The organism is Bacillus sp. Root131, from assembly GCF_001429475.1.
Lineage (GTDB): Bacteria > Bacillota > Bacilli > Bacillales > Bacillaceae_G > Bacillus_A > Bacillus_A thuringiensis_S.
The window spans coordinates 66,147-89,317 of the sequence record NZ_LMJQ01000041.1; the positions used below are offsets into that span (position 1 = coordinate 66,147).

Sequence of the window (23,171 nt, forward strand, 5' to 3'; positions counted from 1 at the left end):
ACAAAAATCCTGTAGGAGGTAATAAATTTGTATAAAATATTATTACTTGAAGATGAATATGAAATCGGTAGCACACTTGAAATGATTCTAAAAAGCGAAAATTACCATGTAGATTGGTTTACTACTGGTGTTGAAGCTGTTAATGCGGCATTGTCCAATAACTATCACTTGATGATATTAGATGTTATGTTAAAACAAACAGCAGCAGGATTAGATTCTCGTATTTCAAATGGTCTTGAGGTTGCAAGGTTAGTGAATAAAAATAAGACCGTACCTTATCTACTTCTCACGTCACGAAATGAACCACTGGATATTATGCAGGGGTTAGATATGGGAGCAGAGGATTATATTACTAAGCCATATGATCTAACGGTTTTACTAGCAAGAATTCGAACAGTCTTACGAAGAACCAGTAGTAAGGAATCATCAAATGGGGGAGTTACACAATGCGGAAATATTGAAATCAATTTATTAACGCATAAGGTAACTGTTGATGGTAAACAAGTTCATTTAACAAATCAACTTTTTGAGCTGCTGCACTACTTTATCACTCATAAAGGGAAGATTATTTCTAAGGAAGAATTGTATAAAAACATTTGGGGGTATGATCCTTCAGAATTACAAGAAACAAACACCTTAGAAGTAAATATTCGAAGATTGAGAAACTCAATCGGCATTGACATAATTAAAACAGTTCGAGGTAAAGGTTATGTCCTTGAAGTCTTTAATTCTTAGAAGAACAAAAGAAAATAGGTTGCGTACAAAATTGACGGTAATGGCAGTAGCTGCTGTCACTTTTTTTACAATGCCTATTTTACTGTGGTTCCTCGTTTTTGATATTTTAAACGATGGGGAAGAAGTTTATAATCGTATGAAGTATCGGGCTGTTCAAATTGAAAATGAAGTATGGGAATCCGGAGGAATCAGTAAGGTACCTCCGGGATTTTTCGACGGCGTTGTAGCTAAAGGTGAAGAAATAACAGTTTCATCTACAGATGATCGTACCAAGCGTGTTTTTTATAGTAAACAAAATGAGGAAGAGGATTTAGTGAATGATACAAATGCTAAAATCGCATCTTCTCTAATTGAATTTTTAGCTGGAAGATATAAAGATGAAATAAAAAAAGTAGGAAATATATCAATTCATAAAGACGAAACAAGCGGACTTCATTACATGAATTATAAATATTCCTTTAAACATATAAATCACACGGATACAATTTTGGTGAAAAGAAACATTACACCAACTGTTGTGAAACCTGTAGAAAAATATCAGCAATTATTTTGTCTGAGTTTACTATATATTGTTATCTGTTCAAGTATATTTTCCTATTTTGGTCTTGGCTTGGTGTTTCGTCTACTTGGAAATGCTCTTGATAAGACGTTTTCTGAGCTAGAAGAAACAGATTACAAAACTAGGATAAAAATTACGGGTGTGTATGGAAAAGAAATTCGTGGTGTTAAACATAAGATAAACGACATTTTGGAGCGAATGCAAAAAATTATTGAAGTTAATATAGAATCAATGCAGGATGTTTCTCATGAGGTAAACAATAAATTGACCTCAATCAAGCAGTCTGTTGATATACTAAGATTCTTTGGAACAGATGATAAGCAAACTGTGGAGAAAAAACTGAAATCAATAGATGACAATATTGAGCAAATTACAAAAGTTATGTCTATAATTCTTGACTTGGCAAAGTTAGACCGAGGAACTCAGTTCTCTTCTACAGAAACAGAAAACGTAAAAAAGTTAATTGATGAATATCTTGATTATACGAGAAAGATTTTTCCGGAATTTGATTTTATCAGTGAATGTGACGTAGAACAACCTATCATAAGAATCAACAAGCAACATTTCTTATTAGCTTTAAATCCTATTATTGAGAATGCAGTTAGGTATTCAGTGCATAGCAATGAAGTTATTGTTCATATTAAGGATGTCGGATGTCCAAGCTGTTTATACATAGATGTAATTAGTTGGGGACATCAAATTAAAGAAGAAGAAATTCCATTTTTATTTAATAGGTATTACAGAGGAAAAAATCTTGATAACTCAATAAAAGGATCTGGACTAGGTTTGACCATATCTAAAAAAGTGATGGATATATACAATGGTAAAATAAATGTAGAAAGTAATACAGATGGAAGAACTGTATTTACATTGGTTATACCTATTGTATCAGGAGAGGGGGATGCCTAATGAGAAGCAAGATTAGGAAATTCCTCAGAAATTTTGTAAAGCGTGACAAATTACGTGTTCAAGTGGTTCTGTTTACTATCGCATTGATTTTTATTTCAGCAGTACCAGTTAATTTATTTTCTATGTACAATGAATTACAACTAACAACTCAAAGAGAATATGAGGCAATGTTTGCCAGGGTAGAAAAAATACAACAAAAGTTAGAATCGATACAAGATGGTGGAGGAAAGCAGCAGATTGATGACGGTTTTTTTGAGTATTTGAGTTACCCCGGTGAATCGATAAAAGTTAAAATTGGTCAAGCAGGGATTGGAGAATATAATTACTTCTCTCCTGCTGAACAAAATGATGCTTTTGATGTGTTTGGATCTCAACTCTTAACTTTATTTGTTCCAACTTTTTTTGATTCTATTAAAACACATATGAAAACATTAGACTCTTCTGCAGACAATGCAGAATACAATTTTTATTTTGACGAACAAAACAAGGCATACGGTGTCGTTTCGTACTATTTCAAGCATGAAAATCATTTTGATATGGTAACTATAAAAAGAGATATAACGACGAATTTAAAAATGCAAATGATGGCCGGTTTAGAGAGCGCTTTGTATATGTTTATTTGGTTTCTTTTCTTTTTAGTTATATCAGCTTTGGCGGGTTTGAAATTTATATTTAGACCATTACAAAAGGCAATTGATACAAGTTTTGATGGTGTGGTAGATAATAATTATCAAATGAAAATTGAAGATCCTTTGTATGGGGAAGAAATATCTAAGGTTGTTAATCGTTTCAATGCTGTTCTAGATAGAATGAATGAGCTTGTACAGAACAATCTAAACTCTATGCAAGATGTATCACATGAAGTAAAAACATACCTAACTGCAATAAAACAGTCTGTGGATATGATTAAGTTTTATGGTAAAGAGGATAAAGATTTAGTTGATGAAAAATTACTTGCTATAGAAGACAATATTGCTAGGGTTACATCAATTATGTCAACAATCTTAGAACTAGCTCGCTTAAAACAAATATCAAATATTGATAGTGCAAATTACTATAACGCAAAAGACTTGATCAATTACTTATTGCGATTTAAAGCGGAATCATACCCAGACTTTGTTTTTGATATTTCTTACGATGCAGATGGTGTCGAGATATTTGTAGATCGAAATCATTTCTTCCTAATGATGAACCCAATCCTCGACAATGCAGTTAAGTATTCTGTTGATTCAAATCATGTTGAGATAAACGTAATTTCTAAAACTAATGATAATACGGTTTGTATTTCGGTTACTAACAAAGGTATTGTTCTTGATCCAAAAGAAATTCCTTTCCTTTTCGATAGATATTATCGTGGTAAAAATTTAGATTATACTAAACAAGGCTCTGGATTAGGATTAACCATCGCAAGAGAAGTAATGAACATATATAAAGGTAAAATAACTGCTCAAAGTACAACGGATGATAAAACATCTTTCACATTAAGATTTCCAAAAGCTATAAGAGTAGAAGACTTAGGAGAATAATCCTGAGTCTTTTTTATTTTTATGTTGCAAAGTAAAAATAAAATGGATACATTCTGAGAATGAAAGGGGAGTAACCTCATTGAATTACTCTTTCGATATTAAAGAAGAAGACTTAACACCTGGGCGAATATGTTTAGGTGCTGTAAAAGTAGAGATGGGACGTATATTTTTATTTGGTTCTCAAGAAAGGTTACATGAAATGGTTTCGTTTATCCCAGGATTGGGTAACGGGGTGTATGAAGTGTATGCCGTAATAAAAGATGTGCCAGGATACGGTTACCGAACTACTAAAGTTGAAATCGAATGCATCTCTGATGAAGAGATTAAACATTACGAGAAAGAACAGTCTGACCGAGTATTGGAGGTGGTGTATTGATTTCTGAGTTTCACTTACGAAAGAAAATGTTCAACTACATGAATAAGAATTATGGAGGACTACTTCGTATTCTTGATAGTTGGAACGAAAAACTAAATCATGGTATTCCAATGGCGCAGGAAATGTTAGCGGATTTATTTGGACATGAAATCAATAATGCAATGGTAGATGAGTTTATCGATGCTTACGACGTCCCAGGAACTTTTGTTGCTGTGTCTGTTGGAGCATGGATGAATGAAGACAACCCTTTTCAAGTTGTGTTTGTTTATAAGGTTGAGATCCATACAGAAACTGAAGACAACGTTGAAATGTTTGTAATGGGCGATGAAGCTGCCCTTATCGAATATTGCAAAGAAAAGGGGTATAGATAGGTATGTGGATTGTATTGCTTATATCCTTTTATGTTGTTGCCGGAATTGTTTATGGCTTTCAACATATGATTAGTATTTATACCATGATAAGACAAGCAGGGGACAAGGAAGCGTTCTTGCGCGAGATGGTATCTATGTATGAGTTAACTCCTCAAGGAGCTGAGTATTATGCGCAGCTGCAAAATTTACACGTAGAAAAAGGAGAATTACTGGCCGAGTACAAAATATTTAAAGCAAATGAAGGTAAGTATCAACTCCTAACATTTCTTTTTGGTTTTGTTCTTTGGCCATACTATATTTTTTCTATATCAAAAAGAAAAAGAACAACTAAGAAAAGAGAGATGGGGCGATGACCATTCTATTGGTAGATGGAGTCGTTGGGGCTGGCAAAACAACTCTAGCGCAATTAATAAGTGAAAGATTTAACATTCCTATTTTTGAAGAACTAGGAAATCCTGATGCAGAACGATTACTAAATCGATTCTATGCGAAGAAAACTCGCTGGGCATTTACAACACAAATTTTCTTTGCAAACGAACGATGGGAAATGATTAAGAAAGTTCATGAAGAAGGTCATGGGATTTTAGATCGCTCAATTTTCGGCGACAACATCTTTGCAAGTATGTTAGCTGAAGATCTTGAGGATGGCGGAGAAGGTATGACATGGGAAGAGTATCGTACATATAAAAAGTTACTAGATCAAATCCTAGAGCATTCTCAACCACCTGAGCTATTAATCTACCTACAATGTAGTGCTGAAGTTGCAAAGCAGCGAATTGATAATCGTGGTCGCGGTATTGAAAGCGAAGTAGAAATGGCTTATTGGGAACGACTAAATGACAAGTATGACGTATGGTACCAAGACTATGATCATTCTCCAAAAATCTTAATCAATGTAGATAATTTGGATTTTGCAAACAACGAAGAAGATAAAGAGTCTGTACTTGCATTAGTTGGCGAAGCATTAGAAAAGATTGGTTATACAAAAAAAGAAAAAGCAGGGGTTTAATACCCCTGCGCTCTTTTCTCTCTCATTTCTACATATTGCATAATAAGAGAGTCTGGTATAGTTCTGTATAATTCATCGGGAAGATGGCGAGCACCAGTGGCACCAGCTTGTTTAGCTTCCTTGTTCATTTGCTTCAGTTCTTTTTGACTGTATGGTGCTATGTCAGCATTCCACTGATGATAACCACAACTCTTACATTCTAAAAGAACATTTCCGTTTTCACCTTCTTCAAAGACCATTAGGGAACCACCACATCTTACACAGCCACGACCAGCATCTTGCCATGTCTTAGCTTTTACACCGGAAGTTCCATCGTTGTATTTTGTCCAGTTCTTAAAGGTCTCTTGGGCGAGTTCACCAAACTCTTCCCAGTTCTTTTCATCATCTTTACGTTGTCCGTAAATATTGTCGGTGTCCATAAATTCATATTTTTTTTCCATTGTAAAACTCCTTTCAAAAGAGGTGATAAAGTGTCAACAGCTCAACTAGAAGTTGAAGTGTCAAAAATAAAACAAATTAAAGAGCGATATGGGGATTTAGACATCATAGATATGGTCCATCAGTTTCTCACTACAGAGAATGCTGCCAATCAACAAAAGCGTATCGACCAAGGACGATTAGGTAAGTTCTATCCGTCTTCAATTGGAAGGTGTAAACGTGCTGTGGTTTATCAGATGTTGGGTTATCCAACTAAACCGATACCAGGACAAAACCTTTTAATTATGGAGAATGGAACAAGTTTTCATAATCGAATGGAAGATATCTTTGAAAAGATGGGAATCCTGATTGCTCCCGAACTCTCATTAAAAGATGAAGAATTACGCATAAGTGGGCGTTCAGATGCTATCATCTGGAACTATCTAAAGTCAGATGACGAAGAGGATGCAGATGATATCGTCTTAACAGCTAAAGTTGCAGAGAAATATAAAGATAGAGAAGGCGTAGAAAAGACGAAGATGGTAGACAAAGAAGTCTATCGTGGTCCAGCTAATCATATCCTTATTGTCGAATTCAAGTCAATTAAGAATAAGAACTATGCTAAGTTACCGAAATCTAAGCCAGACAAGAAACATGAAATGCAGTTGCAATTGTATTTCTATCTAACTGGTATTAGAAGAGGTATGGTGTATTACGAGAACAAAGATACACAAGAATCTAAGTCTTTCCATGTCTATTACAATGAAGAGTTGGTTGAACAAGTTAAAGCGGACATAAAAGAAATTCTTGATTATGTAGATCGTCGAGAGTTACCTGAGAAAGAAGGGAATGCATTAGACATTATGTGTCGCTATTGTGATTTCCGTAATTTATGTCATGTACCAATCTCTGAAGAAGAATGGTTAGAACTATATTTCAAAGATGAAAAAGAAGCCTCCTAACACGGGGGCTTTTTCTAAAAAGGAGAACAAATGCTTAATTTTATTGGAAGAGGTAGTGCATTTAACACAAAAGAAGGAAACAACTGCGCTTATATTAAAAAGGATGATCATTTGTTTTTAATTGATTGCGGTAGTTCAACATTCGGCCGCTTAATTGAATCTAAATTACTAGATGAAGTGAAGCAAGTAACTGTACTACTCACTCATTTACATCCTGACCATGTAGGTTCACTAGGCGATTTAATTTTCTATGGGTATTATTCAATGGGAAAGTTAATGGAACCAAGTATAACCGTGTATGCTCCATACGATTTAAAGATTGCTGAACACTTAAAAACGATGGGTGTAGAAAGAAATACATATGAACTAGTACAGTTCTGGGGAAGTGTAGGATGTCATCATGATGATTTTATATTAAACTTCAAACCTATTTGTGTTAACCATGTAGATGAATTACCTTGCTTCGGATATATTATTAAAATCTGTATTGATGGTCGCAATAATACGATTTACTATAGTGGAGATTCTAATGATATCCCAATGAGTATTTTACACATGTTAGAGTATGGTGAGCTTGACTACTTTTATCAAGACACATGCATAGCAGACTACGAGAAGAATGTTCATCTATCCTTAAGGAAATTAGATGAGTCGATCAAACAAGAGGCAAGACATAAAGTCTTCTGTATGCATTTAGATGAAAAGTTCGATGAGCAAAAAGCAAAGGACTTAGGATTTAATGTAGTTTCTATTACAGCATAAAATTAGGGAGGAATATATATGAGTGAAAGCAGAGTAAGGTTATTTGAACAACGTATGGCAGATGCGGGACAGGAGATGACTCTTCGCGCGTTAGATATGGTTAAGGAAGAGATGTGTGCTACAAAAGGATTTGCTCGTCATGATGGTTCTAACTATTACAACCATTGTGTAGATGTAGCTCAGGACCTATTTAATCATGGTATAAGAGATGAGGATATCTTAACAGCAGCTCTGCTTCATGATATTGTTGAAGATGTTGAGGGAATCACTTTAAGAATGATTGAAGACAAATTCAACAAAAGAGTAGCCAAAATGGTTGACCTTGTTACGAAAGAAAAGTCTGTAAACTATAAAGAAGGTGAGATCCTTAAGGTATTGTATCTTGAACCAATGCTAAGAGATCCAGGGGCATGTTTACTTAAAGCTTCTGATAGAAAACACAATTTCAGTACATTACGTGATGCTACACCAGAAAAGAAAGTAAGACAAGCAATCGAGACTGAGAAGTACTTCTTCCCATTCTTTAAGGAAGCTATGAAGCGTTATCCAAGATACTCTGCTTATTTCCTATCTGCTAAGACAGCTATCAAACCACATCTTATGGAGATATTAGAGCATTATAAAGAAGTGAATGCTTTAAATGCTCGAATTGTAGAGTTGGAAGCTCAACTAAATAAGGTTCCTGTATTACAATAAAAAAGATCCTCCTTGTTAATCACAGGGAGGATTCTTCATTATTTCTTCTAATTTTTTCTTAATTTGTTTACGCTTATTCCAAATAGTATCACGGTGATATCCCATTTGAGCACCAACTTCTTCATAGGTCATTCCTTTATAGTCGTAAAGGGAGATTAGAGTTCTTTCAAAATTATTTAATTGGTTAAAGGGGAAGTCAGCTGTTTTACCTAGTATCCAATTGAGTCCTATTTTCTCTTTTTCATTTTGAAAGTAAAGGTCAGAGCGGAGAGTTTCTTCTATCAGAATCTCACTGTTCTCATCTCTATAATCCTCTAGCATCTCTATACGGTGTGAATAGAGTTGGTCTTTGAAGAGATATTTGTAATGAGCATAAACTTTGTAGCGATAACTATTGAATAGGTATCCACAAAAGTTCTTTTTCTTTCCTTGCTTCTTATACTTCCTAGCCTGAGTTAATAAGAGTAAGCAAAGATCGTTTATTAAATCTTCATCTGTAATATGTCTCATTCGATAATTAATCATTTGAACAAGCTTCCGTGTAGCTTTTTTCGTATGAGCATATTGATAGTTAGGGATAAGAGCCTTATGCAGGGTTTCGTCTGAGGTAAACTGTCTGAGGAATTGCCTTGTATCTCTGTCGTTAAATTTAATCACGCCAAAGCGTAAGAGGGCAAAGTATTTGTTGAGGTACTTAGATAGTTCTTTTGTTTCCGGATCATAACCAAAAGACTGGATTATTTCTAACCCAGCCTTCTCGGAACCTGCTTGATATTCGAACACTAAAGACTCAATGTGTTCATATTGTTGAGTTTTATCGTCCATACTTTTCTAAGTGGGCTAGGATACGTTCCATTTTTACAGTGTCGTCATTTGCATTTTGTTTACGTTGATATTCTGCAACCTCTTGAAAAAGGTTTGCTTCAAAAGCTAAGATGTCTTCTTTATTGTAATTCATGACTTCATCCATCTCCAATTCGTAAATGATGTTGAGTAGGTCATCAATTTTATCTTCATCTTCTATGATTTGAGAAAACTCTTCAAGAGACAAGTCCACACCTATATTGCCACGGTAGATTTTCAAGCAGCTACACCTTCTTTATGTAAGTCTACACATGCCCAGGCAATGCCGATAGCATCTGTTAAATCGTTGTCTTTTTTGAATTCTAGATTCTCAAATTCATAGAGAGCAACAACCTTATGGAAGGTATCTTCTTTCTTGGCTTTACCTGAGCCGTGGAAGATTTTACGCCAGCTAGTAGGGTAGATAAGTTCAATCTCTAGCTTGTGTTTCTTTGCAAGATAAAGAATTGTGCCCGATACTCGTGTTAATTTCTTTAATGTATCGATGTTTAATTTGCTAAATTGATCTTCACAAAGGATTTTAGTAATATCATATTTTTCGAAAAGGGCTTCAATACGTTCGATTTGATAAATGATTTTATCTCCTTCATCACCCTTAGAAGGTATATCGATTTTGCCAGCTTCGATAATATCATGTTTTTCGTCCATTACACAGTATCCTGTGCATTTAGTTGAGGGGTCTAATCCTAAGTAGTACATATGTATCCTCTCCTATATTGTAACAGAATCTAGGGGAATAACCTAGAAAATTATTCCCCGTCTTCTACTAAAATTGATAAACCATGAATCATGTTTTTGATGTATTCTTTTACATAACTCTTTGCCCAGTCTGGAACCTTTTCATAGCGAACTTGTTCTCCTATGAAACAAGAACGTAATTCCATACGGCGCTTAGTCATCATGTCGTCAATTTCTTTATCTAGAATAGAGCCAAGTTGCCCCATTCGTTTGTTTTCCATTAAAATATCAAGCTCTGTATCGAGAGCTGAATGTTTTGATAGTAGGGAAGCGACCGCTTTTGAAGTTACTGTATTTAGTAGTAAATCTTGAAGTTCATTTTGGAAGGTTGGTTTTGGGGGAGTTATCTCAATAGTTCTCATATCTCCATCAAATTCATCAAATGTTTTTGGCATCTTGTAGATGTTCGGGTCAATGATACCGTCTGAACTTACAATAAGTCCTTCTTCTTTTTGATAGATAGTTTTATTTTCGAGGTCAACTGTAATAGTTTCTTCCTCTTCTTCTTCAACTACGTATACTAGATTCTCTTTTACTTGTTCAATCATTTGTGTGATAACCTCGCTTTCGCTTGGCGTCTAGCTGCACGATTTTGAAAAGGGATAACGTTGTCTGCTTTCATTTGATCTAAACGCTTTTTAGCTTCTTCATAGATGTTTACCTGACCATCTAAGATATTTACTTCTTTTTCTAACTGGTCAATTTCTTCTGGAGTTAACTCTTTTCGGAAGACCTTATCAAGTGTTTCATCTTGTCCCACATAAAAAGCAGAAACAATAACAGAACCTTCTTGGTCGATACCAACTTCAATCATGTCAATACCTTCACGGATATACTCATGTAGACGAAGGTATTCAACAACTGTTTCGATAGTTAGAGTTGTTTTGATTTTATTTACTTGTTCTTCCGGAGTCAGTTGGAAGTAACCTGGAGTACGTTCAACCATCTTATCAATAACCTCTGCCTGAACTTCAGGAGTAAGGCGAATTGTTTTTAAGATTGTTTGGATAGCGAAATCACTTACATGAATGTGTTCCATATTTAAGTTAGCTACTTCATTTTTAGTAATGAAAATACCTAACACTTCTTTTTGTTCAGTTGGTTTATTCATTTTCTTTCTCCTCTTTCTTAGTTTCTTGTAGAGAGTTTTCAGAGAAAGACTTTTTAAGTTCTTCATTTAAGATAGTTACATCGCCGTTATCTGTCATCTCCATGACTTTTTTACCTTGATTGTTAATAAATTTAAGCACATTAATTCCTCCTTGAACTAACTTGTCTGTAAGTATTTGAACCATTAGAACTTTACTTGTAAAGAATTATCTCGAATATTTACAGATGGGTTAGCTTAACTTAATAACTGTAAGAAAAAGGTGTCTTTTAGCTTTTTCGTAAATATGGTATAAAGGTAGGTAGGATTGCTTGTGAAGGGAGTTAATAATGAATAAGCAAGAGGCAATAGAAATTATTAAGAATTCTTTTTTACACTTGATGTTTGAAGAGAACGTTAAAGTGGGGTCTATCGATATCCTTTTATATTTTCCGTCTATAGGTATAGCTATTTTAGAACCTAAAAAAGATAGGAAGCACTTACTCTTAGAGGATAATATTGAAGATATGGATGAACTGTATATTAAAAAAGAGTTAGAAGCTAAACCCATCTATTTAGATTTAGAAGAAGACAAATTCAATATAGGATTTGTTATTAACGACATACTGTTGGAGGCGAGATTCGCGCCATCAGAAAATTTTTTGGAGAGTAGGGGTACTTATTAGGGAGAGAAGTCTTGGTTATCAAGTGATTCTCTTTAAAAGTCCCAGCACTGTATTACTGAGTCTTGTTATAAGGAGTCTTAGCTCCATTCTCCTTGATATGTACTCCACTCTAAATAAACTATACTTAACAAGAGTGTCGCATTTATTTGCGGCGCTTTTTTATTTGGAGGAAAATACATGACAAACGAAGTAGTAAGTGTTGAGGTTTTAGTGCCTATCTCTGAGATGGTTTTTGAAGGACGTTCCTTTTCTATCTATGGAACATTTGAGGAGCCATTGTTCTTAGCTAAAGATGTAGCTCAATGGATTGAGTATGATGTTTCATCAATTAATAAGATGTTAAGAAATGTAGATGAAGATGAAAAGGTTCGGAAAATTGTTCCGACGCAAAGTGGCGCTCAAGAATCTTGGATGCTTACAGAACAAGGTATGTATGAAGTATTATTACAGTCTCGTAAACCTGTAGCGAAAGAGTGCAAGAAAGTTGTTAAGGCACATATGAAAGAGTTACGTGTTTCTGGCGTAACTCTGAGACAGAATCTAACACTTCAACAACAAACAGTTGTCTTATTAAGTAAACTAGACGAAGTACTTATTCAACAAGAAGCAGAACTTGCTCAACTTAATTCTCAAATTGAGACTTTAGGCGAGCAAACTGAACTACTAGAAGAAGAGATCCGCGTGGTCGATAATCAAATTAAAGCACTTCAACCATATGCCAAGAAATACAAAGAGTTCTTATCTGAAGATGCTCTGATGACCATTGATGATTTTGCCCGTATTATGTTTCCACGTTATAGCTTAGGCCGTAACCAACTGTTCCAATACATGCGTGACAATCGTATGATTGGTTCAGAAGGACGTAATCGTAATATGCCACACCGCCAACTTGTAAATCGAAACATCTTAAAGTTATTAAAAGGACAAGTCTTTATCACAAAACAAGGATTCGATTATCTTTGTGACTCTTTAGACTCTCATTTTAATCTTTAATAACTAACCAGCAGGGGAGATATCCTCTGCTTTTTCTATTTAATAAAAGGAGCGGATTTAATGAAAAATCTATTAATGGAATCAACAAATGATGTAAGAACAAATATTTTAATGGCAGCGGATTTTCTTAAAGAACAGAAGCGACTACTGAAAAAGCAGTCAAATGTAATGCAAAAGCATAAGGAAGAGAAAGAAGAAAAAGCAGAACGTCTTACTAAGAACTCCGAAGAGATTGAACTAAAAGGACAAGAACGGGAGTTACTGATTAAAAAAGTAGAGAACTTGTTAAAGGTGCGACTAGAGAAAGATGTTGTGTTAGTGGAAGCTGGCCATGACTCTAAGCGTTATATTCGCTGCATCTATAGACAGAATCGAACAACGTTAAAAGGTTTCTTAGAAGACCTAGTAGCTGTCTATGGGGATGGATTAGCCGAAGAAATGAGAGATAATCCTATTCCATCATTGCTTCAGCTATTGCATGAAAAGAAGGTTTTGAAGAAAGACTACAAGCCATATTCTACTGCATTCTCTAAAGGATATTTTGAAGAGAAGCCAGCACGAATCTATGTTGATTCTAATAAGAACGCAATTCGTGTAGAGACAGAGGTGTATATCACTGCAAGTGGGACAAACCGCTTACGTCTTAAAGAATTAAAACCTATTATCGTTGCAGGAAATTCCATTTGACAAGAGAGGGAGAAGTGCCTATGTTTGTGGCGCTTCTTCTTTCTTTACATGTAAGACTTTTGTACTAAATAAAATTACTGAAAAGGTGAGATAAATGAAATTAACAGATGAGCAACTTAAGAAACTACCACGACAATGCTTGGATTGGAATGGTGGCGGAGCAGTTATTATCAACAAAGCTACACTAAAAGAAATCTGCAAAGAGCTATTAGATTACCGAACGGGTAAAAAAACATAAAAGGAGTGGCAAAAATGAGTACTACTACATTATCAAAAGACTTAACTTTTGAGCAATGGCTAGAAATGCATTACGGGTACACTGGAACAGAAGAAGAGATCGAAGCAGCTATTTTAGAACATAACAAAACAGCGATTGCTGAAGTCTTTAAGGAAGAATGGTGTACAGCTTACAGGTCTGCTCAGATGGAAGTTGTTAAATTATTTGAAGAAGATTACATCAAGGATTCGCAAAAACAAGGTTGGGAACGACTTACGAAACGATTCTGGTGGGAATAACCATCAAGTAGAAAGGAAAATGATCATGCCATATATGCCACATCAGGAATTTGAAGAAAATTATTTCGAGATGGATCCAAACTTTCAATTCAATACAGCTATTAACGAACTGTTAAATCAAGAAGTTGAGAAGCGTGTATCAGAAAAAGTTAAGGATTATGAACAAGCAAAAGAACGAGATGCTAGTTCACAAAAAACAATTAGTGACTTAAGAAACCAGATGCACAAATTACAAATGGAATTAAAGGGTGCTGAAAATACTTTCAAAAAAGAAGGTGCGGGCCAAGCAAAAAGAGAGATGCTTGGAGGCTTTAAGCTAGGTGATGAAGCTTGGTTTGTTAGAAGTCAATACAACTCAGAAACATGTACGGTTTGCTCAGGCGATAAAAAACTTGTTGTAGAAATCCAGGGCGAGGAAAGAAAAGTAAAGTGTCCGGAGTGTAACGGTTTTGGGTGTAGGAGCAAACTAATAAAAAGCGCAGAAAAAGGATTAGTTAAAGAAATAGATATCCATACATGGGCACAAGGGAAACAACTTAGTGTGAAGATGTATATAGAACCTACGTCATATAGGGCTTCTAGTAATGTGCAAGCACATCTTGGTGGTTTCTTTAAAACCAAAGAAGAGTGCGAAAAAGAACTAAATAAAGAAAAACCATAAGGAGGAGTAAGGATGTTTAAGTATGCGAAATCGATGAGCCTACTAGGTGGAATAGATATGTATAGCCTCGGAAAAAGATACGGAAAAGAGGTTTCTCCAAAAGGAAGAAAAGTGTATTTCCTTAATAGAAACGGATACGCAATGGAATTAGAACAAGCAAGAAAGCTTTTTAAAGAAGGACAAGTCCTAACGGTAAAAGAGATATATGTGGGTAGAAGTAGCTCAGAAGTTGAATTTGTAGAGTATCCACTTAAGAAATTCAATACAGTAATGTTCGCTGATTGTACAGAAGAAGGAGAGGCGTGTCAGAATGAAAGCATTCAAAGTGTTCTATAGTACGCCAGGTTGTTCAACTTCAGCAATCGTATTAACAGAAGATGAATCGACATTAGAAAAATCATTATCTGAAAAAGATTCGGATTTTAGAATGGGTGATAAGTACTATGGAATATCAAGAAAAAGAGAGATGCCTTTATCTAATGTGATGTTGCGTGATTTATCAGTTGCGGAACTATTGAAGATACTGAATAAGGAGGGTGTATAATGGGCGCTTTTATATCAATGCAACCCAACGGTCTGTATTGCAGGTTCTCAGGCGTGGTTGATTGTCCGACTCACTGGAATATGACACGAGAGGATTACTTGAACAACACTACCGGTACGATCAGATCGAGAGCAGAAGGTGAAGATATTTTAGACAACTACTTAAAGCCGTTTTCAGATGTTCTTGAACATTTTATGCCTCACAATATGGCTCAAAAAGAATTCGATAAACTTGTTAAGTTAATGAGTTCTTGATTTGGAGATGAAACCATGAAATACATAGGTAAAGGGTTTGAGTACTTCACTCATTGTGGAATCAAAAGGGTTGGCACTGTGAAGAAAATCGAATTTCACAAAGAATTAGGAAAGCCAATTTTTATCGGAGTATCCCCTTTTGGGAACACATTGCGGTTATCTAGAGAAGAAATCTGTAGATTTATTAATTTATAGATTAATATAATTCATAATTCCTTGTTTCGTTGGTAAAATATATCATACAAAGGTTGATTTTCCCATTATTTTTAATATAATAAGAACATGCGTTCGTGAATTGATGGAGAAAATTTATAAATTAACAGAACAAGAGGGACTGAGCCGATGAGAGAAATGAATTATGGTTTATCTGGATATTTAGCACCGGATGGTATTTTTTATGAATGTGATTACGGAAAACATGGCGAACTGGCCAAAAAACTTATTGAAAAGTACCAAGTAAATTACACGATGGATTATAACGAAATGGCAACCAAAGGGGAGTTTTTAAAATTCGGCACATACCCTTGGACTGGAAAAGAAGGATGTAATGGTTGTCATGTTTTTAAAAGTTTATTCCACCCCTTAACCAACAAACAAACTATATGGATAATGGAAAATATGAATAAGCTTACTGATAAGCAACGTTTTGAATTAAAAGTTTCACTGGAACAAGAGGAGATGGTAAGAAAGAAATTAGCTATAGAGCGCGCAAGAAATGCAGAAAAGATACAGGTTTCGTACAGAGCCGGTACAAGATTGTCGGCTGTTGGTGTTTAACTCAAGTATCCTTGGAAAAGCAGAAAGGTGTGAACATTAAATGGGGGAGAAGGAAACACTGGATAAGTTGAAGGAAAATATTTATCACTTGGATCGATCTATGGATGATGCCCCTTATCATGGTTTTAACGGTGATCATATTAAAGGTGTTAGATTTGCTGTTAATAAAATTCTAGCAGATACAGGGTTAACAACTGTTTCTATTTTTAAAGAAATAAGTAAGAAAGGATAGTACTTATGTACTTCGGATACATGGAACCATCGAAACTAATGAACTTGGGAAATTGACAGCCTGCGCCGATATGACGAGCGTAAATATTACTGTTTGTTCCTAGGGACATTATGTTTAATCAAAAGGAAATCGAATTATGGGAGCAAGAACAAGCAGAAAAAGAAAGCAGTCGTTATTGTACAACTAAGAATACTCGCTTGTTCGATCCAAAGAGAGAGCGTTTGTTTAAAGCACGTAAGCGTTGTGTACTGAAATGGTTCTGGGGTGTCGAAACAAAAGATAACCGTAAAGAATGGCAGACACATATTCGTGCAGTGAATAAGCAACGAGGCTTCGGGGAGGATGCTTACCATCCAACTAAGCATGAGTATCACACAGGAGGCTACCTTACTTGGTAGTTCCGAAGAAAAAGACAAACTAGGATGGGGCGTTAGCCCCTATACATCAGGAGGAAATATTATGGCAAACATTTATTTAGCTTCACCATTTTTTAATGAAGAAGAATTAAAACATGTAGAAAAAGCAGAGCAGGTATTGCGTGCATTAGGACACACTGTATTTTCACCGAGAGAGAACCAGTTACCTGAAGTAGAATTCGGTTCTTTTGAATGGCGTACTTTCGTATTTAAAAATGACTTAGAACATATCAAATGGGCAGACATGGTATTCGGTATCATTGGCGAAAACTACGATGACACTGGTACTGCTTGGGAATTAGGCGCAGCTTATATTCTAGGAAAACCTGTACTGTTATTTAATCCAAAGGGAGAAATCATCAACCTTATGATTACTGACAGCTTACATGCGTACTTTGAAGATATGAATGAAGTAGCTCGTTATGATTTTGCTACTCTACCAATTAAGCCATATTTAAAACCAGTGAAATAAAAATATGGGGAGGCTAACGCCTCCTCCTTTTTTGAATTTGGAGGTGTAATATGGATGATTATCAAAGAGAAGGGTATTTGCAAGAGGTTGAAAAAATAGAAAAGCTTAAATTCAAAGAAGGTTATTTACCACATGATTTTGTTGCTGTTGCTTTTCTTTTACTAGAGAGACATTTACCTTCAGCTGAAAGATTTGAAAAAACTATGAAAGATACAGATGACCTAATAAAGAGAGCAGAAAAACTACTCCAAACTTATTAAGGCAACAATAGGAGTGACACATATGAAAATTGATTATGCTTCAGATTTACACGCCAACCACTGGATGCTTTGGACAAATAATCAAATGAAGTGGGAAAGCAGAACAAGAGAATTAACAAGAAAGCTAATAGAAAATGGTAATGGAGAAGTTCTGATATTACCTGGTGACTTTAGTGAATGGAATCAACAATCCTTATGGATATTAGATGAAGCAGCAAAGCATTATGAAAGAGTATATTTTACAGTTGGAAACCATGATATGTACCTTATTTCAGGAAGCCAAAAGAAGAAGTATAAAGATTCTATAGGTCGAATTAATGAACTGATAGAAAAGGCTTCTGAAATTCCTAATGTAGTTCCTCTTGTTAAAAATGTAGATACATACAAAGGGAAAGTATTCGCAGGAGATGTGTTGTGGTACCTTCCTAAATCACAAGCTGATTGGGAGTTCCTTCGCAATGTATCCAATGATTCTAGTTATATATCAATCAATGGATATGCGGGTAGTGATGTGCCAAGAAAACTACATAAAGAGTCTATGGATTGGTATGACACGTTAGAAGATACACATGTTGATGTATTTGTTTCTCATGTTCCGCCAGTACATAATCCTTTTACGCCGTATGAACCAAATACTTGTTATATGACGGATGTTCCTTTTATTAATGCAGAGCATTGGATTTGTGGACATGACCATATTCAAGATGAGTTTGAAAAAGCGGGAGTTCAATTCCATATGAATGCAATTGGATACCCAGATCATTACTCTAACTATCCTAAAAAGAATGTAGTGCCAGAAGGGAATATAGACGAACATAAATCCTTTGGTATTAAAACATTTGAAATATAGGGAGGTTTAGTTCATGAAAACTATTTTGATTGTTGTTGCTACTGTTATTGCTTATCGATTAATAGAAGATTTCTTTTTCAAAAAGGAAGTATAAATTGAGGTGTCGGAAATTGAACTTGAGAGGATGTAATGTATTATGGTTTGAAGATCCTAATACGTTCTCGATTGAAGATTTAAAGTTGCTAAAACATGCATTCGAAAAAGGATATAAACCATTAGGTGATAAATTCGGAGAGCAGAATGAAGAATGGATCGGATGGAAAGAAGAAGTATCCTCAGTTATTAAAGTAAGAATAGGGTAATTTAGACATAAGAAAAACCACGAGATAATCTCGTGGTTTTATTTTTTACTAACTGTTTCTTTAACACTTTCAATTTCTTTCTCAAGATAATCAAAGTTTTGTGTAACTTTGTTTTCTAGACTAGTAAAATTGAATTGCACTTCTTTAAGTGTTGTTGCAATGCCCTCAAGTTGCTGAGTATTCTTCTCTAAGTTTACGAATAATTCTCTTTCGCGATTATCAGAACGAAGACGATCTTCAGCAATCATTTTATAGTGGTCTTCACGTTGCTCTTTCATGTTGTCGTTCATAGCAGTGATTTGTTCTTTGTGACTATCACTAACGCTACGAACATATCCCATAACCTTAACGGACATGAAGATAACAAAGAGCATGATGATTGCAAAGAGAACCATGAATGGTTTATCACCTTCAGTGATGCTAGTAAATATTTTTTCAACAATACCGATTTCATCTGGTGTCATACAGCGACTACCTCCTTATCTGGAGTTAAAATTGTAATCTGTCGCAGTAGTTCATCATTGGGCAAGATTTGCACATGAAGCTTTGTCTCGGATAAAAATCCTCCTGCTTTATTCCGTTACGGACTCCTTTTAGTACGCTTTTAAGGCGCTTAATTTCATTCTCATCTCTGTATAAAGACAACTGTTTATCTGTACCGATGTAATCAAATACAAATCGGTCTGGTGTAGATTGGAATAGTTCCTGGAAGGCATAAAACATAGCGGTTGCTCGTAGGTCATGTCTGAGGAAAAATCCAGAGGAAGCGTCAGTCTTGTTATTGCTTGTTTTGAAATCAACAATCTCAATCATGCGCTTATTGTTTGAATCGGTGTACTCTCGAATCAGTTCAAATTCGCCTGTAAGGATTAGGTCGTCTTGAACAGCAATACGGAAAGGGTAATTGACGGCAATAGGTGTGCCGGGATTATCTTTGTTCTCTGCATAGAAAGCGTAGATAGCTTCCATGCCCCGGTTTAAAATCTGTTGCGTTCGTTGTTGATCTGTTCCTGTTCGTGCAAGTAGGAAGTTATCCTTTGTACGTTTATCCTCTTCGAAAATGGAGTAATAATAGTTAGCCCACTTATCTCTCATTTGTCGGAGAGTAGGGAGTCTACCTTGCATTACTTCATAATAAAAGTAGGAAATAGTTTGATGAATGCCCTTTGAGTAAAGTACTGCACTTTTATAGTCGTCTTCAGAAGGTATCTCATGAATCTTAGTCAGCTTGTACTTCAATGGACACTGCATAAACGTATAAATATCATCCATACTTAATTCGATTTTTGTCATGTTATCTAACTCCTTCTTTATCTCACGTTTTCCCTATAGCAGCGGTAATGCATTTGATAATGTATTTCCCACTCAGGGTCTACGTTGTGCATATGCTCGTCCTGTTTAGAGTTAATAATTTCTCGTCCGCAGAACTTACAGTATGGGGTATATTGACGAAGTTGTGATTGCATGTGGCGGTCTATAATTGTATCGCCTTTAATCGTGTCGAATGGGGTTGCACCGTAAAGCTGGTACATGTTTTTTATTCCGGCCATTCACTCACATCCTCACATTGTTTTAGTGTTGCTTCGTAATCAATCTCTCTCATCTTTTGTTCTTCTTCTACTAGTAATGAAATAGATTTTACCAATTCTTTAGCTAGTACATTGTCGGAGTTTCTTAGTCGATATAGTAATCGAACTTTGTTTTGAAAAGAATAGTTAGCCCATTCTTCTTCTCCGATATATACATTAACTGGTGGCTTATCTGAGTTGTCGTTTTCAATGTAGTCGATCATTGTTTAATCGCCCCAATCGCTATATTCATTTGCGGGATCTTCATAAGCATGAGATCCGCAGACCGGGCAACCTTTTGTATCTCGCTCGTCAATTACATACTCAATCACGTATTCTTGGGAACAGTTAAGGCATTCTACCCACTTTTCCGCGAATTCGTATTTTCTTCTTCGGTTCGTCACTTTTTTGTCACCTCTCTTACAGATATACAACAACCTTTAGTGGTAGGTATTGTCAAACTCTTGTTTAGGCAATTCCTAACTGTTGTTCATGATTAGGATTGATTTTTTAATTGTGGAAAGGTTGTAATGAGTTATTGCGGAAAGGTGGTGCTAAAAATGGATTACATGAAGAAGATTGATGAAGCGATTGAGCTATTCAAAAACTTAGCTAGTGCGACTACAAAAAAAGCAAAAGCGACTGTTCTTGGAACAAACCAAGACAACGAGATTGCGGATAAATTGTTAGTTCTTTTAAAGAATAAAACATTGTATCTTCCTAAGTTAACTTTATCTGCAGCAGTTGCTAAGAACGATAGTCAAAAACGTTTAAGCAATTATGTTGGCTTTGTTAAAGCTGCTGATAAGTTAGAAGGTAAAAAGCTAGAGGAATATGTTTTTGATTACTTACTTCGCAATATCGATGAAGAAGAATTAGAAATGTATAAAGCTATCTTAACGAATACTGCCTTAGTACCAGTTGTTAAAGAACCAGCAGAAGAAAAGGTAGAGGAGATAGTATTGGAAGAAAAGATTCAAGAAGAAGTTGAGTCTGAATAATTCTATATTTACGAAACAGCAAGCGGGTAATTGTCCGCTTGTTTTTTATTATCTTGACTTTCTTCTAAAAGGGGTTATGTTACAAACGCTCCTGTGAGAGAAACGAAAGGGGAGACCAACTTGAATAATCAAATGATTGTCCTTGCCTCAAGGTTTATGGATGAAATTAAAGAGTTTGAAAAAGATGCTCACGGAAAAATCAACTGTGACTCTAATTATAAAAAAGAAGTTATTAATGATATTGGAGAAATCTTAGCAGGGGGATCTGTTACAGCTAAACAATTCCATGAACTATTTGATAAGGAAAAGGATAATCCTCAAAAAGGTCTTTTCTATAAACCAAATAGTATCTTGGATGCTCACAATATCCAATATGTAAGGAAACCATATAGGGACCCTGACAACTTATTAGTGCCGGGGCAATTTTATTTCCACCCAAGACTACAATTAACTCCACCTCCTCCGATGTTAAAGATTTCGGATGATGGAACAATTGAAGCTTCTTATGATGATGAACCGTTTTATTTAGAGATAGTAGATAAGATTACGAAAAAAGATCTTGTTGAATATTTTTATTCAAAAACGAATGCACCAACTCCAGAAGCTACATTGTCAAGGGACATAGGTGCTTTTGATCATATGCTCCGTTTTTGGGATGTAGATTTTATCTTCTATTTAATAGATGAAGCATTTACATGTTCTTTAGATAACGGAAAACCAATGCCTAAATCTCCGCTTGATATTCAACACTTTGAAGCAGAAGCGTTATTAGTGCATGAAGCTAGAAAAAATACTTGTTATGAGGAGGGTTTAGACCGTGTTCTACCAAGGGCAATTAGCTAACCACCCTGCAGCGGCAGAGGTTAAGACACCGACTATGCCTGAATCAATGGTACAACCAAAACCATTCTATGTGGAATTTGGTCGTAATAAGCCAACAAAGGAAGGCAATATGTTTATCCGTAACGAGTATCGTGAAGTGAACTGGATGAACTTCCATCAGCATTGTTTTGATTATATACAAAAGAATCCTGGATGGGGCTTGTATGCAACAGCTTTTCAATATAGCACTAGCGATCCTTATACGGCTGATTTGCGAGGAGATTTTTATTTAGACTTTGATGATGAAGATGATATTAAGAAAGCACAAGAAGATGCACTTCGTATCATTCAACATCTTACGATTAGTCCTAACTATAGAATCCCTGCAAATATGATTAAGGTTTTCTTTAGCGGCAAGAAGGGGATTCATGTTACTGTGCCATACCAGTGTTTTGGTGTTGAATGGCATCCTCATTTAGACCGTATGTATCGAATTATGGCAGAAGAATTAATGCCATTTGCACCAAATCAAACACTGGATATGAAAGTGTATGAGCGTCGTCGTTTGTTTAGGTTAAGAGGAAGTCAGCATCCTTCTACTGGTTCTTATAAAGTACCAATGGAATTAAAGAATTTGTTGGCTCTATCTGAAGTAAATATTCAGCAAATAAGTAAAAATCCAAACTATGGTTCTTGGATTAAGTACGACAAGCCAAGAGTTATTCAAGAGGCTGCTCGTTACTTTAAAGAAGTTGAGCACAAGTTTGTTCAGCGATTTAAGAAAACATTTAGCAAATCGGGTGAAGCACAAACAATCGATTTTGATCCGCCTTGTTATGAAGAGATGATTGATAACGGTCCTGTTAAAGGTGCTAGAAACCACATAGCATGTATGCTTGTTGCATTTTGGAGACAAAGAGGACGTTCCGAACAAGAAGCGTGGGATATGTTAATCGAATGGAATAATGGCAGCTTGCCAGAAAGAGAACTGCAAACACTGTTTCGATCCAATTTCAAAGGTCATTATGTTTATGGTTGTAACACGATTAAAACCTATGCGTCTTGTCCTGCTACATGCAGAGAAGACTGTAAATTCTACAAGAGTAATTAACCATCATG

39 protein-coding genes are annotated in these 23,171 nt (G+C 35.5%); 29 read left to right on the forward strand and 10 right to left on the reverse strand.

Going from position 1 to position 23,171, the window contains the following annotated elements; genetic code table 11:
* Window positions 1-27: 27 nt before the first annotated feature.
* The 7 genes from ASE54_RS28685 (at window position 28) to ASE54_RS28715 (ending at window position 5,485) form a co-directional block, all read left to right on the forward strand.
* Window positions 28-735: a response regulator transcription factor gene (locus ASE54_RS28685; protein WP_000276745.1), complete on the forward strand. Its 708-nt coding sequence runs from the start codon at window positions 28-30 to the stop codon at window positions 733-735.
* Window positions 710-2,203, forward strand: coding sequence for a HAMP domain-containing sensor histidine kinase (locus ASE54_RS28690; RefSeq protein WP_000054107.1), 1,494 nt, complete (start codon window positions 710-712; stop codon window positions 2,201-2,203). Before ASE54_RS28685 ends, ASE54_RS28690 begins: the two co-directional genes overlap by 26 nt.
* On the forward strand, window positions 2,203-3,729 hold the full coding sequence (locus tag ASE54_RS28695; protein ID WP_001256703.1) for a HAMP domain-containing sensor histidine kinase: 1,527 nt from the start codon (window positions 2,203-2,205) through the stop codon (window positions 3,727-3,729). The genes ASE54_RS28690 and ASE54_RS28695 overlap by 1 nt, the downstream gene beginning before the upstream one ends.
* 79 nt (window positions 3,730-3,808) lie before the next feature.
* Entirely contained in the window at window positions 3,809-4,105 is a 297-nt protein-coding gene (locus ASE54_RS28700) for a hypothetical protein (RefSeq protein WP_001109586.1), read from the forward strand.
* Complete coding sequence (locus ASE54_RS28705; protein WP_000622533.1) at window positions 4,102-4,476, forward strand: hypothetical protein; 375 nt, start codon at window positions 4,102-4,104, stop codon at window positions 4,474-4,476. Before ASE54_RS28700 ends, ASE54_RS28705 begins: the two co-directional genes overlap by 4 nt.
* Before the next feature lie 2 nt (window positions 4,477-4,478).
* Window positions 4,479-4,829 carry a hypothetical protein gene (locus ASE54_RS28710; protein ID WP_000265263.1) on the forward strand — a complete coding sequence of 117 codons (351 nt, stop codon included), beginning with the start codon at window positions 4,479-4,481 and terminating at the stop codon, window positions 4,827-4,829.
* Window positions 4,826-5,485, forward strand: coding sequence for a deoxynucleoside kinase (locus ASE54_RS28715; RefSeq protein ID WP_000153877.1), 660 nt, complete (start codon window positions 4,826-4,828; stop codon window positions 5,483-5,485). The genes ASE54_RS28710 and ASE54_RS28715 overlap by 4 nt, the downstream gene beginning before the upstream one ends.
* On the opposite strand, the gene ASE54_RS36025 is transcribed toward ASE54_RS28715, so the two are convergent.
* The gene (locus tag ASE54_RS36025) at window positions 5,482-5,925 is read right to left on the reverse strand and encodes a hypothetical protein (protein ID WP_000412864.1); all 444 of its coding nucleotides are present in this window, start codon (window positions 5,923-5,925) and stop codon (window positions 5,482-5,484) included. The two genes, ASE54_RS28715 and ASE54_RS36025, sit on opposite strands and share 4 nt — an antisense overlap.
* Before the next feature lie 30 nt (window positions 5,926-5,955).
* Here ASE54_RS36025 and ASE54_RS28725 point away from each other — a divergent pair, with 30 nt between their 5' ends.
* From ASE54_RS28725 to ASE54_RS28735, 3 genes are read left to right on the forward strand one after another with little or no spacing between them, the layout of a single operon-like run.
* The gene (locus ASE54_RS28725) at window positions 5,956-6,864 is read left to right on the forward strand and encodes a PD-(D/E)XK nuclease family protein (protein WP_000100980.1); all 909 of its coding nucleotides are present in this window, start codon (window positions 5,956-5,958) and stop codon (window positions 6,862-6,864) included.
* Between the two features lie 30 nt (window positions 6,865-6,894).
* A complete protein-coding gene (locus ASE54_RS28730; RefSeq protein WP_000931496.1) occupies window positions 6,895-7,626 on the forward strand; it encodes an MBL fold metallo-hydrolase in 732 nt (243 codons plus the stop codon).
* An 18-nt stretch (window positions 7,627-7,644) separates the two neighbouring features.
* Window positions 7,645-8,322, forward strand: coding sequence for an HD domain-containing protein (locus ASE54_RS28735; RefSeq protein ID WP_000004567.1), 678 nt, complete (start codon window positions 7,645-7,647; stop codon window positions 8,320-8,322).
* Between the two features lie 15 nt (window positions 8,323-8,337).
* Here ASE54_RS28735 and ASE54_RS28740 read toward each other — a convergent pair whose 3' ends face one another.
* From ASE54_RS28740 to ASE54_RS28765, 6 genes are read right to left on the reverse strand one after another with little or no spacing between them, the layout of a single operon-like run.
* Window positions 8,338-9,147 carry a hypothetical protein gene (locus tag ASE54_RS28740; RefSeq protein WP_000342211.1) on the reverse strand — a complete coding sequence of 270 codons (810 nt, stop codon included), beginning with the start codon at window positions 9,145-9,147 and terminating at the stop codon, window positions 8,338-8,340.
* Entirely contained in the window at window positions 9,137-9,406 is a 270-nt protein-coding gene (locus tag ASE54_RS28745) for a hypothetical protein (RefSeq protein ID WP_000708631.1), read from the reverse strand. The genes ASE54_RS28740 and ASE54_RS28745 overlap by 11 nt, the downstream gene beginning before the upstream one ends.
* Complete coding sequence (locus tag ASE54_RS28750; RefSeq protein ID WP_000291520.1) at window positions 9,403-9,885, reverse strand: crossover junction endodeoxyribonuclease RuvC; 483 nt, start codon at window positions 9,883-9,885, stop codon at window positions 9,403-9,405. Before ASE54_RS28750 ends, ASE54_RS28745 begins: the two co-directional genes overlap by 4 nt.
* 50 nt (window positions 9,886-9,935) lie before the next feature.
* The gene (locus ASE54_RS28755) at window positions 9,936-10,472 is read right to left on the reverse strand and encodes a hypothetical protein (protein WP_000572582.1); all 537 of its coding nucleotides are present in this window, start codon (window positions 10,470-10,472) and stop codon (window positions 9,936-9,938) included.
* Window positions 10,469-11,035, reverse strand: a complete 567-nt coding sequence (locus ASE54_RS28760; protein WP_001039980.1) for a hypothetical protein — start codon at window positions 11,033-11,035, stop codon at window positions 10,469-10,471. The genes ASE54_RS28755 and ASE54_RS28760 overlap by 4 nt, the downstream gene beginning before the upstream one ends.
* Window positions 11,028-11,174 carry a hypothetical protein gene (locus tag ASE54_RS28765; protein ID WP_000911126.1) on the reverse strand — a complete coding sequence of 49 codons (147 nt, stop codon included), beginning with the start codon at window positions 11,172-11,174 and terminating at the stop codon, window positions 11,028-11,030. Before ASE54_RS28765 ends, ASE54_RS28760 begins: the two co-directional genes overlap by 8 nt.
* A gap of 187 nt (window positions 11,175-11,361) precedes the next feature.
* On the opposite strand from ASE54_RS28765, the gene ASE54_RS28770 reads away from it, so the two are divergent.
* From ASE54_RS28770 to ASE54_RS28845, 16 genes are all read left to right on the forward strand, one after another.
* Complete coding sequence (locus ASE54_RS28770; RefSeq protein WP_001041140.1) at window positions 11,362-11,697, forward strand: hypothetical protein; 336 nt, start codon at window positions 11,362-11,364, stop codon at window positions 11,695-11,697.
* 177 nt (window positions 11,698-11,874) lie between these two features.
* Window positions 11,875-12,690, forward strand: a complete 816-nt coding sequence (locus ASE54_RS28775; protein WP_000180796.1) for a phage repressor protein/antirepressor Ant — start codon at window positions 11,875-11,877, stop codon at window positions 12,688-12,690.
* 60 nt (window positions 12,691-12,750) lie between these two features.
* Complete coding sequence (locus ASE54_RS28780) at window positions 12,751-13,377, forward strand: hypothetical protein (protein ID WP_000793383.1); 627 nt, start codon at window positions 12,751-12,753, stop codon at window positions 13,375-13,377.
* Window positions 13,378-13,471: 94 nt separating this feature from the next.
* The gene (locus ASE54_RS36030; protein WP_003310322.1) at window positions 13,472-13,615 is read left to right on the forward strand and encodes a hypothetical protein; all 144 of its coding nucleotides are present in this window, start codon (window positions 13,472-13,474) and stop codon (window positions 13,613-13,615) included.
* Between the two features lie 14 nt (window positions 13,616-13,629).
* On the forward strand, window positions 13,630-13,893 hold the full coding sequence (locus tag ASE54_RS28785; RefSeq protein WP_000108401.1) for a hypothetical protein: 264 nt from the start codon (window positions 13,630-13,632) through the stop codon (window positions 13,891-13,893).
* A 25-nt stretch (window positions 13,894-13,918) separates the two neighbouring features.
* Entirely contained in the window at window positions 13,919-14,554 is a 636-nt protein-coding gene (locus ASE54_RS28790) for a hypothetical protein (RefSeq protein ID WP_001146641.1), read from the forward strand.
* Window positions 14,555-14,566: 12 nt separating this feature from the next.
* Window positions 14,567-14,890, forward strand: a complete 324-nt coding sequence (locus ASE54_RS28795; RefSeq protein WP_000477626.1) for a hypothetical protein — start codon at window positions 14,567-14,569, stop codon at window positions 14,888-14,890.
* On the forward strand, window positions 14,865-15,098 hold the full coding sequence (locus tag ASE54_RS28800; RefSeq protein ID WP_000642957.1) for a hypothetical protein: 234 nt from the start codon (window positions 14,865-14,867) through the stop codon (window positions 15,096-15,098). Before ASE54_RS28795 ends, ASE54_RS28800 begins: the two co-directional genes overlap by 26 nt.
* Window positions 15,098-15,352 carry a hypothetical protein gene (locus tag ASE54_RS28805; protein ID WP_000500661.1) on the forward strand — a complete coding sequence of 85 codons (255 nt, stop codon included), beginning with the start codon at window positions 15,098-15,100 and terminating at the stop codon, window positions 15,350-15,352. The genes ASE54_RS28800 and ASE54_RS28805 overlap by 1 nt, the downstream gene beginning before the upstream one ends.
* A gap of 342 nt (window positions 15,353-15,694) precedes the next feature.
* Window positions 15,695-16,129 (forward strand): hypothetical protein, encoded by a 435-nt coding sequence (locus ASE54_RS28815; RefSeq protein ID WP_001208820.1) that lies wholly within the window; start codon window positions 15,695-15,697, stop codon window positions 16,127-16,129.
* 40 nt (window positions 16,130-16,169) lie between these two features.
* A complete protein-coding gene (locus tag ASE54_RS28820) occupies window positions 16,170-16,361 on the forward strand; it encodes a hypothetical protein (RefSeq protein ID WP_000504037.1) in 192 nt (63 codons plus the stop codon).
* A 110-nt stretch (window positions 16,362-16,471) separates the two neighbouring features.
* The gene (locus ASE54_RS28825; RefSeq protein WP_000483063.1) at window positions 16,472-16,759 is read left to right on the forward strand and encodes a hypothetical protein; all 288 of its coding nucleotides are present in this window, start codon (window positions 16,472-16,474) and stop codon (window positions 16,757-16,759) included.
* A gap of 61 nt (window positions 16,760-16,820) precedes the next feature.
* Window positions 16,821-17,249, forward strand: coding sequence for a nucleoside 2-deoxyribosyltransferase (locus ASE54_RS28830; RefSeq protein ID WP_001284343.1), 429 nt, complete (start codon window positions 16,821-16,823; stop codon window positions 17,247-17,249).
* 50 nt (window positions 17,250-17,299) lie between these two features.
* A complete protein-coding gene (locus ASE54_RS28835) occupies window positions 17,300-17,509 on the forward strand; it encodes a hypothetical protein (RefSeq protein ID WP_000342987.1) in 210 nt (69 codons plus the stop codon).
* A gap of 22 nt (window positions 17,510-17,531) precedes the next feature.
* Entirely contained in the window at window positions 17,532-18,359 is an 828-nt protein-coding gene (locus ASE54_RS28840) for a metallophosphoesterase (RefSeq protein WP_000687311.1), read from the forward strand.
* Between the two features lie 110 nt (window positions 18,360-18,469).
* A complete protein-coding gene (locus tag ASE54_RS28845; RefSeq protein ID WP_001053438.1) occupies window positions 18,470-18,661 on the forward strand; it encodes a hypothetical protein in 192 nt (63 codons plus the stop codon).
* Window positions 18,662-18,699: 38 nt separating this feature from the next.
* On the opposite strand, the gene ASE54_RS28850 is transcribed toward ASE54_RS28845, so the two are convergent.
* The 3 genes from ASE54_RS28850 to ASE54_RS28860 all read right to left on the reverse strand — a co-directional run bounded on the left by ASE54_RS28850 (window position 18,700) and on the right by ASE54_RS28860 (window position 20,453).
* Window positions 18,700-19,125, reverse strand: a complete 426-nt coding sequence (locus tag ASE54_RS28850) for a hypothetical protein (RefSeq protein ID WP_000186693.1) — start codon at window positions 19,123-19,125, stop codon at window positions 18,700-18,702.
* Between the two features lie 25 nt (window positions 19,126-19,150).
* Complete coding sequence (locus ASE54_RS28855; RefSeq protein ID WP_000161131.1) at window positions 19,151-19,954, reverse strand: PD-(D/E)XK nuclease family protein; 804 nt, start codon at window positions 19,952-19,954, stop codon at window positions 19,151-19,153.
* A 244-nt stretch (window positions 19,955-20,198) separates the two neighbouring features.
* The gene (locus tag ASE54_RS28860; RefSeq protein ID WP_000568325.1) at window positions 20,199-20,453 is read right to left on the reverse strand and encodes a hypothetical protein; all 255 of its coding nucleotides are present in this window, start codon (window positions 20,451-20,453) and stop codon (window positions 20,199-20,201) included.
* A 336-nt stretch (window positions 20,454-20,789) separates the two neighbouring features.
* Between ASE54_RS28860 and ASE54_RS28865 the strand changes: the two genes are divergently transcribed.
* The 3 genes from ASE54_RS28865 (at window position 20,790) to ASE54_RS28875 (ending at window position 23,163) form a co-directional block, all read left to right on the forward strand.
* Complete coding sequence (locus ASE54_RS28865) at window positions 20,790-21,230, forward strand: hypothetical protein (RefSeq protein WP_000386129.1); 441 nt, start codon at window positions 20,790-20,792, stop codon at window positions 21,228-21,230.
* Window positions 21,231-21,350: 120 nt separating this feature from the next.
* The gene (locus tag ASE54_RS28870; protein WP_001064689.1) at window positions 21,351-22,073 is read left to right on the forward strand and encodes a hypothetical protein; all 723 of its coding nucleotides are present in this window, start codon (window positions 21,351-21,353) and stop codon (window positions 22,071-22,073) included.
* Window positions 22,048-23,163 carry a hypothetical protein gene (locus tag ASE54_RS28875; protein WP_000499887.1) on the forward strand — a complete coding sequence of 372 codons (1,116 nt, stop codon included), beginning with the start codon at window positions 22,048-22,050 and terminating at the stop codon, window positions 23,161-23,163. Before ASE54_RS28870 ends, ASE54_RS28875 begins: the two co-directional genes overlap by 26 nt.
* Window positions 23,164-23,171: the final 8 nt, after the last annotated feature.

Coding starts and splice junctions, on each gene's coding strand:
- ASE54_RS28690 (WP_000054107.1), top strand. CDS start 710: ATGTCCTTGAAGTCTTTAATTCTTAGAAGAACAAAAGAAAATAGGTTG.
- ASE54_RS28695 (WP_001256703.1), top strand. CDS start 2,203: ATGAGAAGCAAGATTAGGAAATTCCTCAGAAATTTTGTAAAGCGTGAC.
- ASE54_RS28710 (WP_000265263.1), top strand. CDS start 4,479: ATGTGGATTGTATTGCTTATATCCTTTTATGTTGTTGCCGGAATTGTT.
- ASE54_RS28715 (WP_000153877.1), top strand. CDS start 4,826: ATGACCATTCTATTGGTAGATGGAGTCGTTGGGGCTGGCAAAACAACT.
- ASE54_RS36025 (WP_000412864.1), bottom strand. CDS start 5,925: ATGGAAAAAAAATATGAATTTATGGACACCGACAATATTTACGGACAA.
- ASE54_RS28730 (WP_000931496.1), top strand. CDS start 6,895: ATGCTTAATTTTATTGGAAGAGGTAGTGCATTTAACACAAAAGAAGGA.
- ASE54_RS28735 (WP_000004567.1), top strand. CDS start 7,645: ATGAGTGAAAGCAGAGTAAGGTTATTTGAACAACGTATGGCAGATGCG.
- ASE54_RS28740 (WP_000342211.1), bottom strand. CDS start 9,147: ATGGACGATAAAACTCAACAATATGAACACATTGAGTCTTTAGTGTTC.
- ASE54_RS28750 (WP_000291520.1), bottom strand. CDS start 9,885: ATGTACTACTTAGGATTAGACCCCTCAACTAAATGCACAGGATACTGT.
- ASE54_RS28755 (WP_000572582.1), bottom strand. CDS start 10,472: ATGATTGAACAAGTAAAAGAGAATCTAGTATACGTAGTTGAAGAAGAA.
- ASE54_RS28760 (WP_001039980.1), bottom strand. CDS start 11,035: ATGAATAAACCAACTGAACAAAAAGAAGTGTTAGGTATTTTCATTACT.
- ASE54_RS28770 (WP_001041140.1), top strand. CDS start 11,362: ATGAATAAGCAAGAGGCAATAGAAATTATTAAGAATTCTTTTTTACAC.
- ASE54_RS28775 (WP_000180796.1), top strand. CDS start 11,875: ATGACAAACGAAGTAGTAAGTGTTGAGGTTTTAGTGCCTATCTCTGAG.
- ASE54_RS28780 (WP_000793383.1), top strand. CDS start 12,751: ATGAAAAATCTATTAATGGAATCAACAAATGATGTAAGAACAAATATT.
- ASE54_RS36030 (WP_003310322.1), top strand. CDS start 13,472: ATGAAATTAACAGATGAGCAACTTAAGAAACTACCACGACAATGCTTG.
- ASE54_RS28785 (WP_000108401.1), top strand. CDS start 13,630: ATGAGTACTACTACATTATCAAAAGACTTAACTTTTGAGCAATGGCTA.
- ASE54_RS28790 (WP_001146641.1), top strand. CDS start 13,919: ATGCCATATATGCCACATCAGGAATTTGAAGAAAATTATTTCGAGATG.
- ASE54_RS28795 (WP_000477626.1), top strand. CDS start 14,567: ATGTTTAAGTATGCGAAATCGATGAGCCTACTAGGTGGAATAGATATG.
- ASE54_RS28800 (WP_000642957.1), top strand. CDS start 14,865: ATGAAAGCATTCAAAGTGTTCTATAGTACGCCAGGTTGTTCAACTTCA.
- ASE54_RS28805 (WP_000500661.1), top strand. CDS start 15,098: ATGGGCGCTTTTATATCAATGCAACCCAACGGTCTGTATTGCAGGTTC.
- ASE54_RS28815 (WP_001208820.1), top strand. CDS start 15,695: ATGAGAGAAATGAATTATGGTTTATCTGGATATTTAGCACCGGATGGT.
- ASE54_RS28820 (WP_000504037.1), top strand. CDS start 16,170: ATGGGGGAGAAGGAAACACTGGATAAGTTGAAGGAAAATATTTATCAC.
- ASE54_RS28825 (WP_000483063.1), top strand. CDS start 16,472: ATGTTTAATCAAAAGGAAATCGAATTATGGGAGCAAGAACAAGCAGAA.
- ASE54_RS28830 (WP_001284343.1), top strand. CDS start 16,821: ATGGCAAACATTTATTTAGCTTCACCATTTTTTAATGAAGAAGAATTA.
- ASE54_RS28835 (WP_000342987.1), top strand. CDS start 17,300: ATGGATGATTATCAAAGAGAAGGGTATTTGCAAGAGGTTGAAAAAATA.
- ASE54_RS28840 (WP_000687311.1), top strand. CDS start 17,532: ATGAAAATTGATTATGCTTCAGATTTACACGCCAACCACTGGATGCTT.
- ASE54_RS28850 (WP_000186693.1), bottom strand. CDS start 19,125: ATGACACCAGATGAAATCGGTATTGTTGAAAAAATATTTACTAGCATC.
- ASE54_RS28855 (WP_000161131.1), bottom strand. CDS start 19,954: ATGACAAAAATCGAATTAAGTATGGATGATATTTATACGTTTATGCAG.
- ASE54_RS28860 (WP_000568325.1), bottom strand. CDS start 20,453: ATGATCGACTACATTGAAAACGACAACTCAGATAAGCCACCAGTTAAT.
- ASE54_RS28865 (WP_000386129.1), top strand. CDS start 20,790: ATGGATTACATGAAGAAGATTGATGAAGCGATTGAGCTATTCAAAAAC.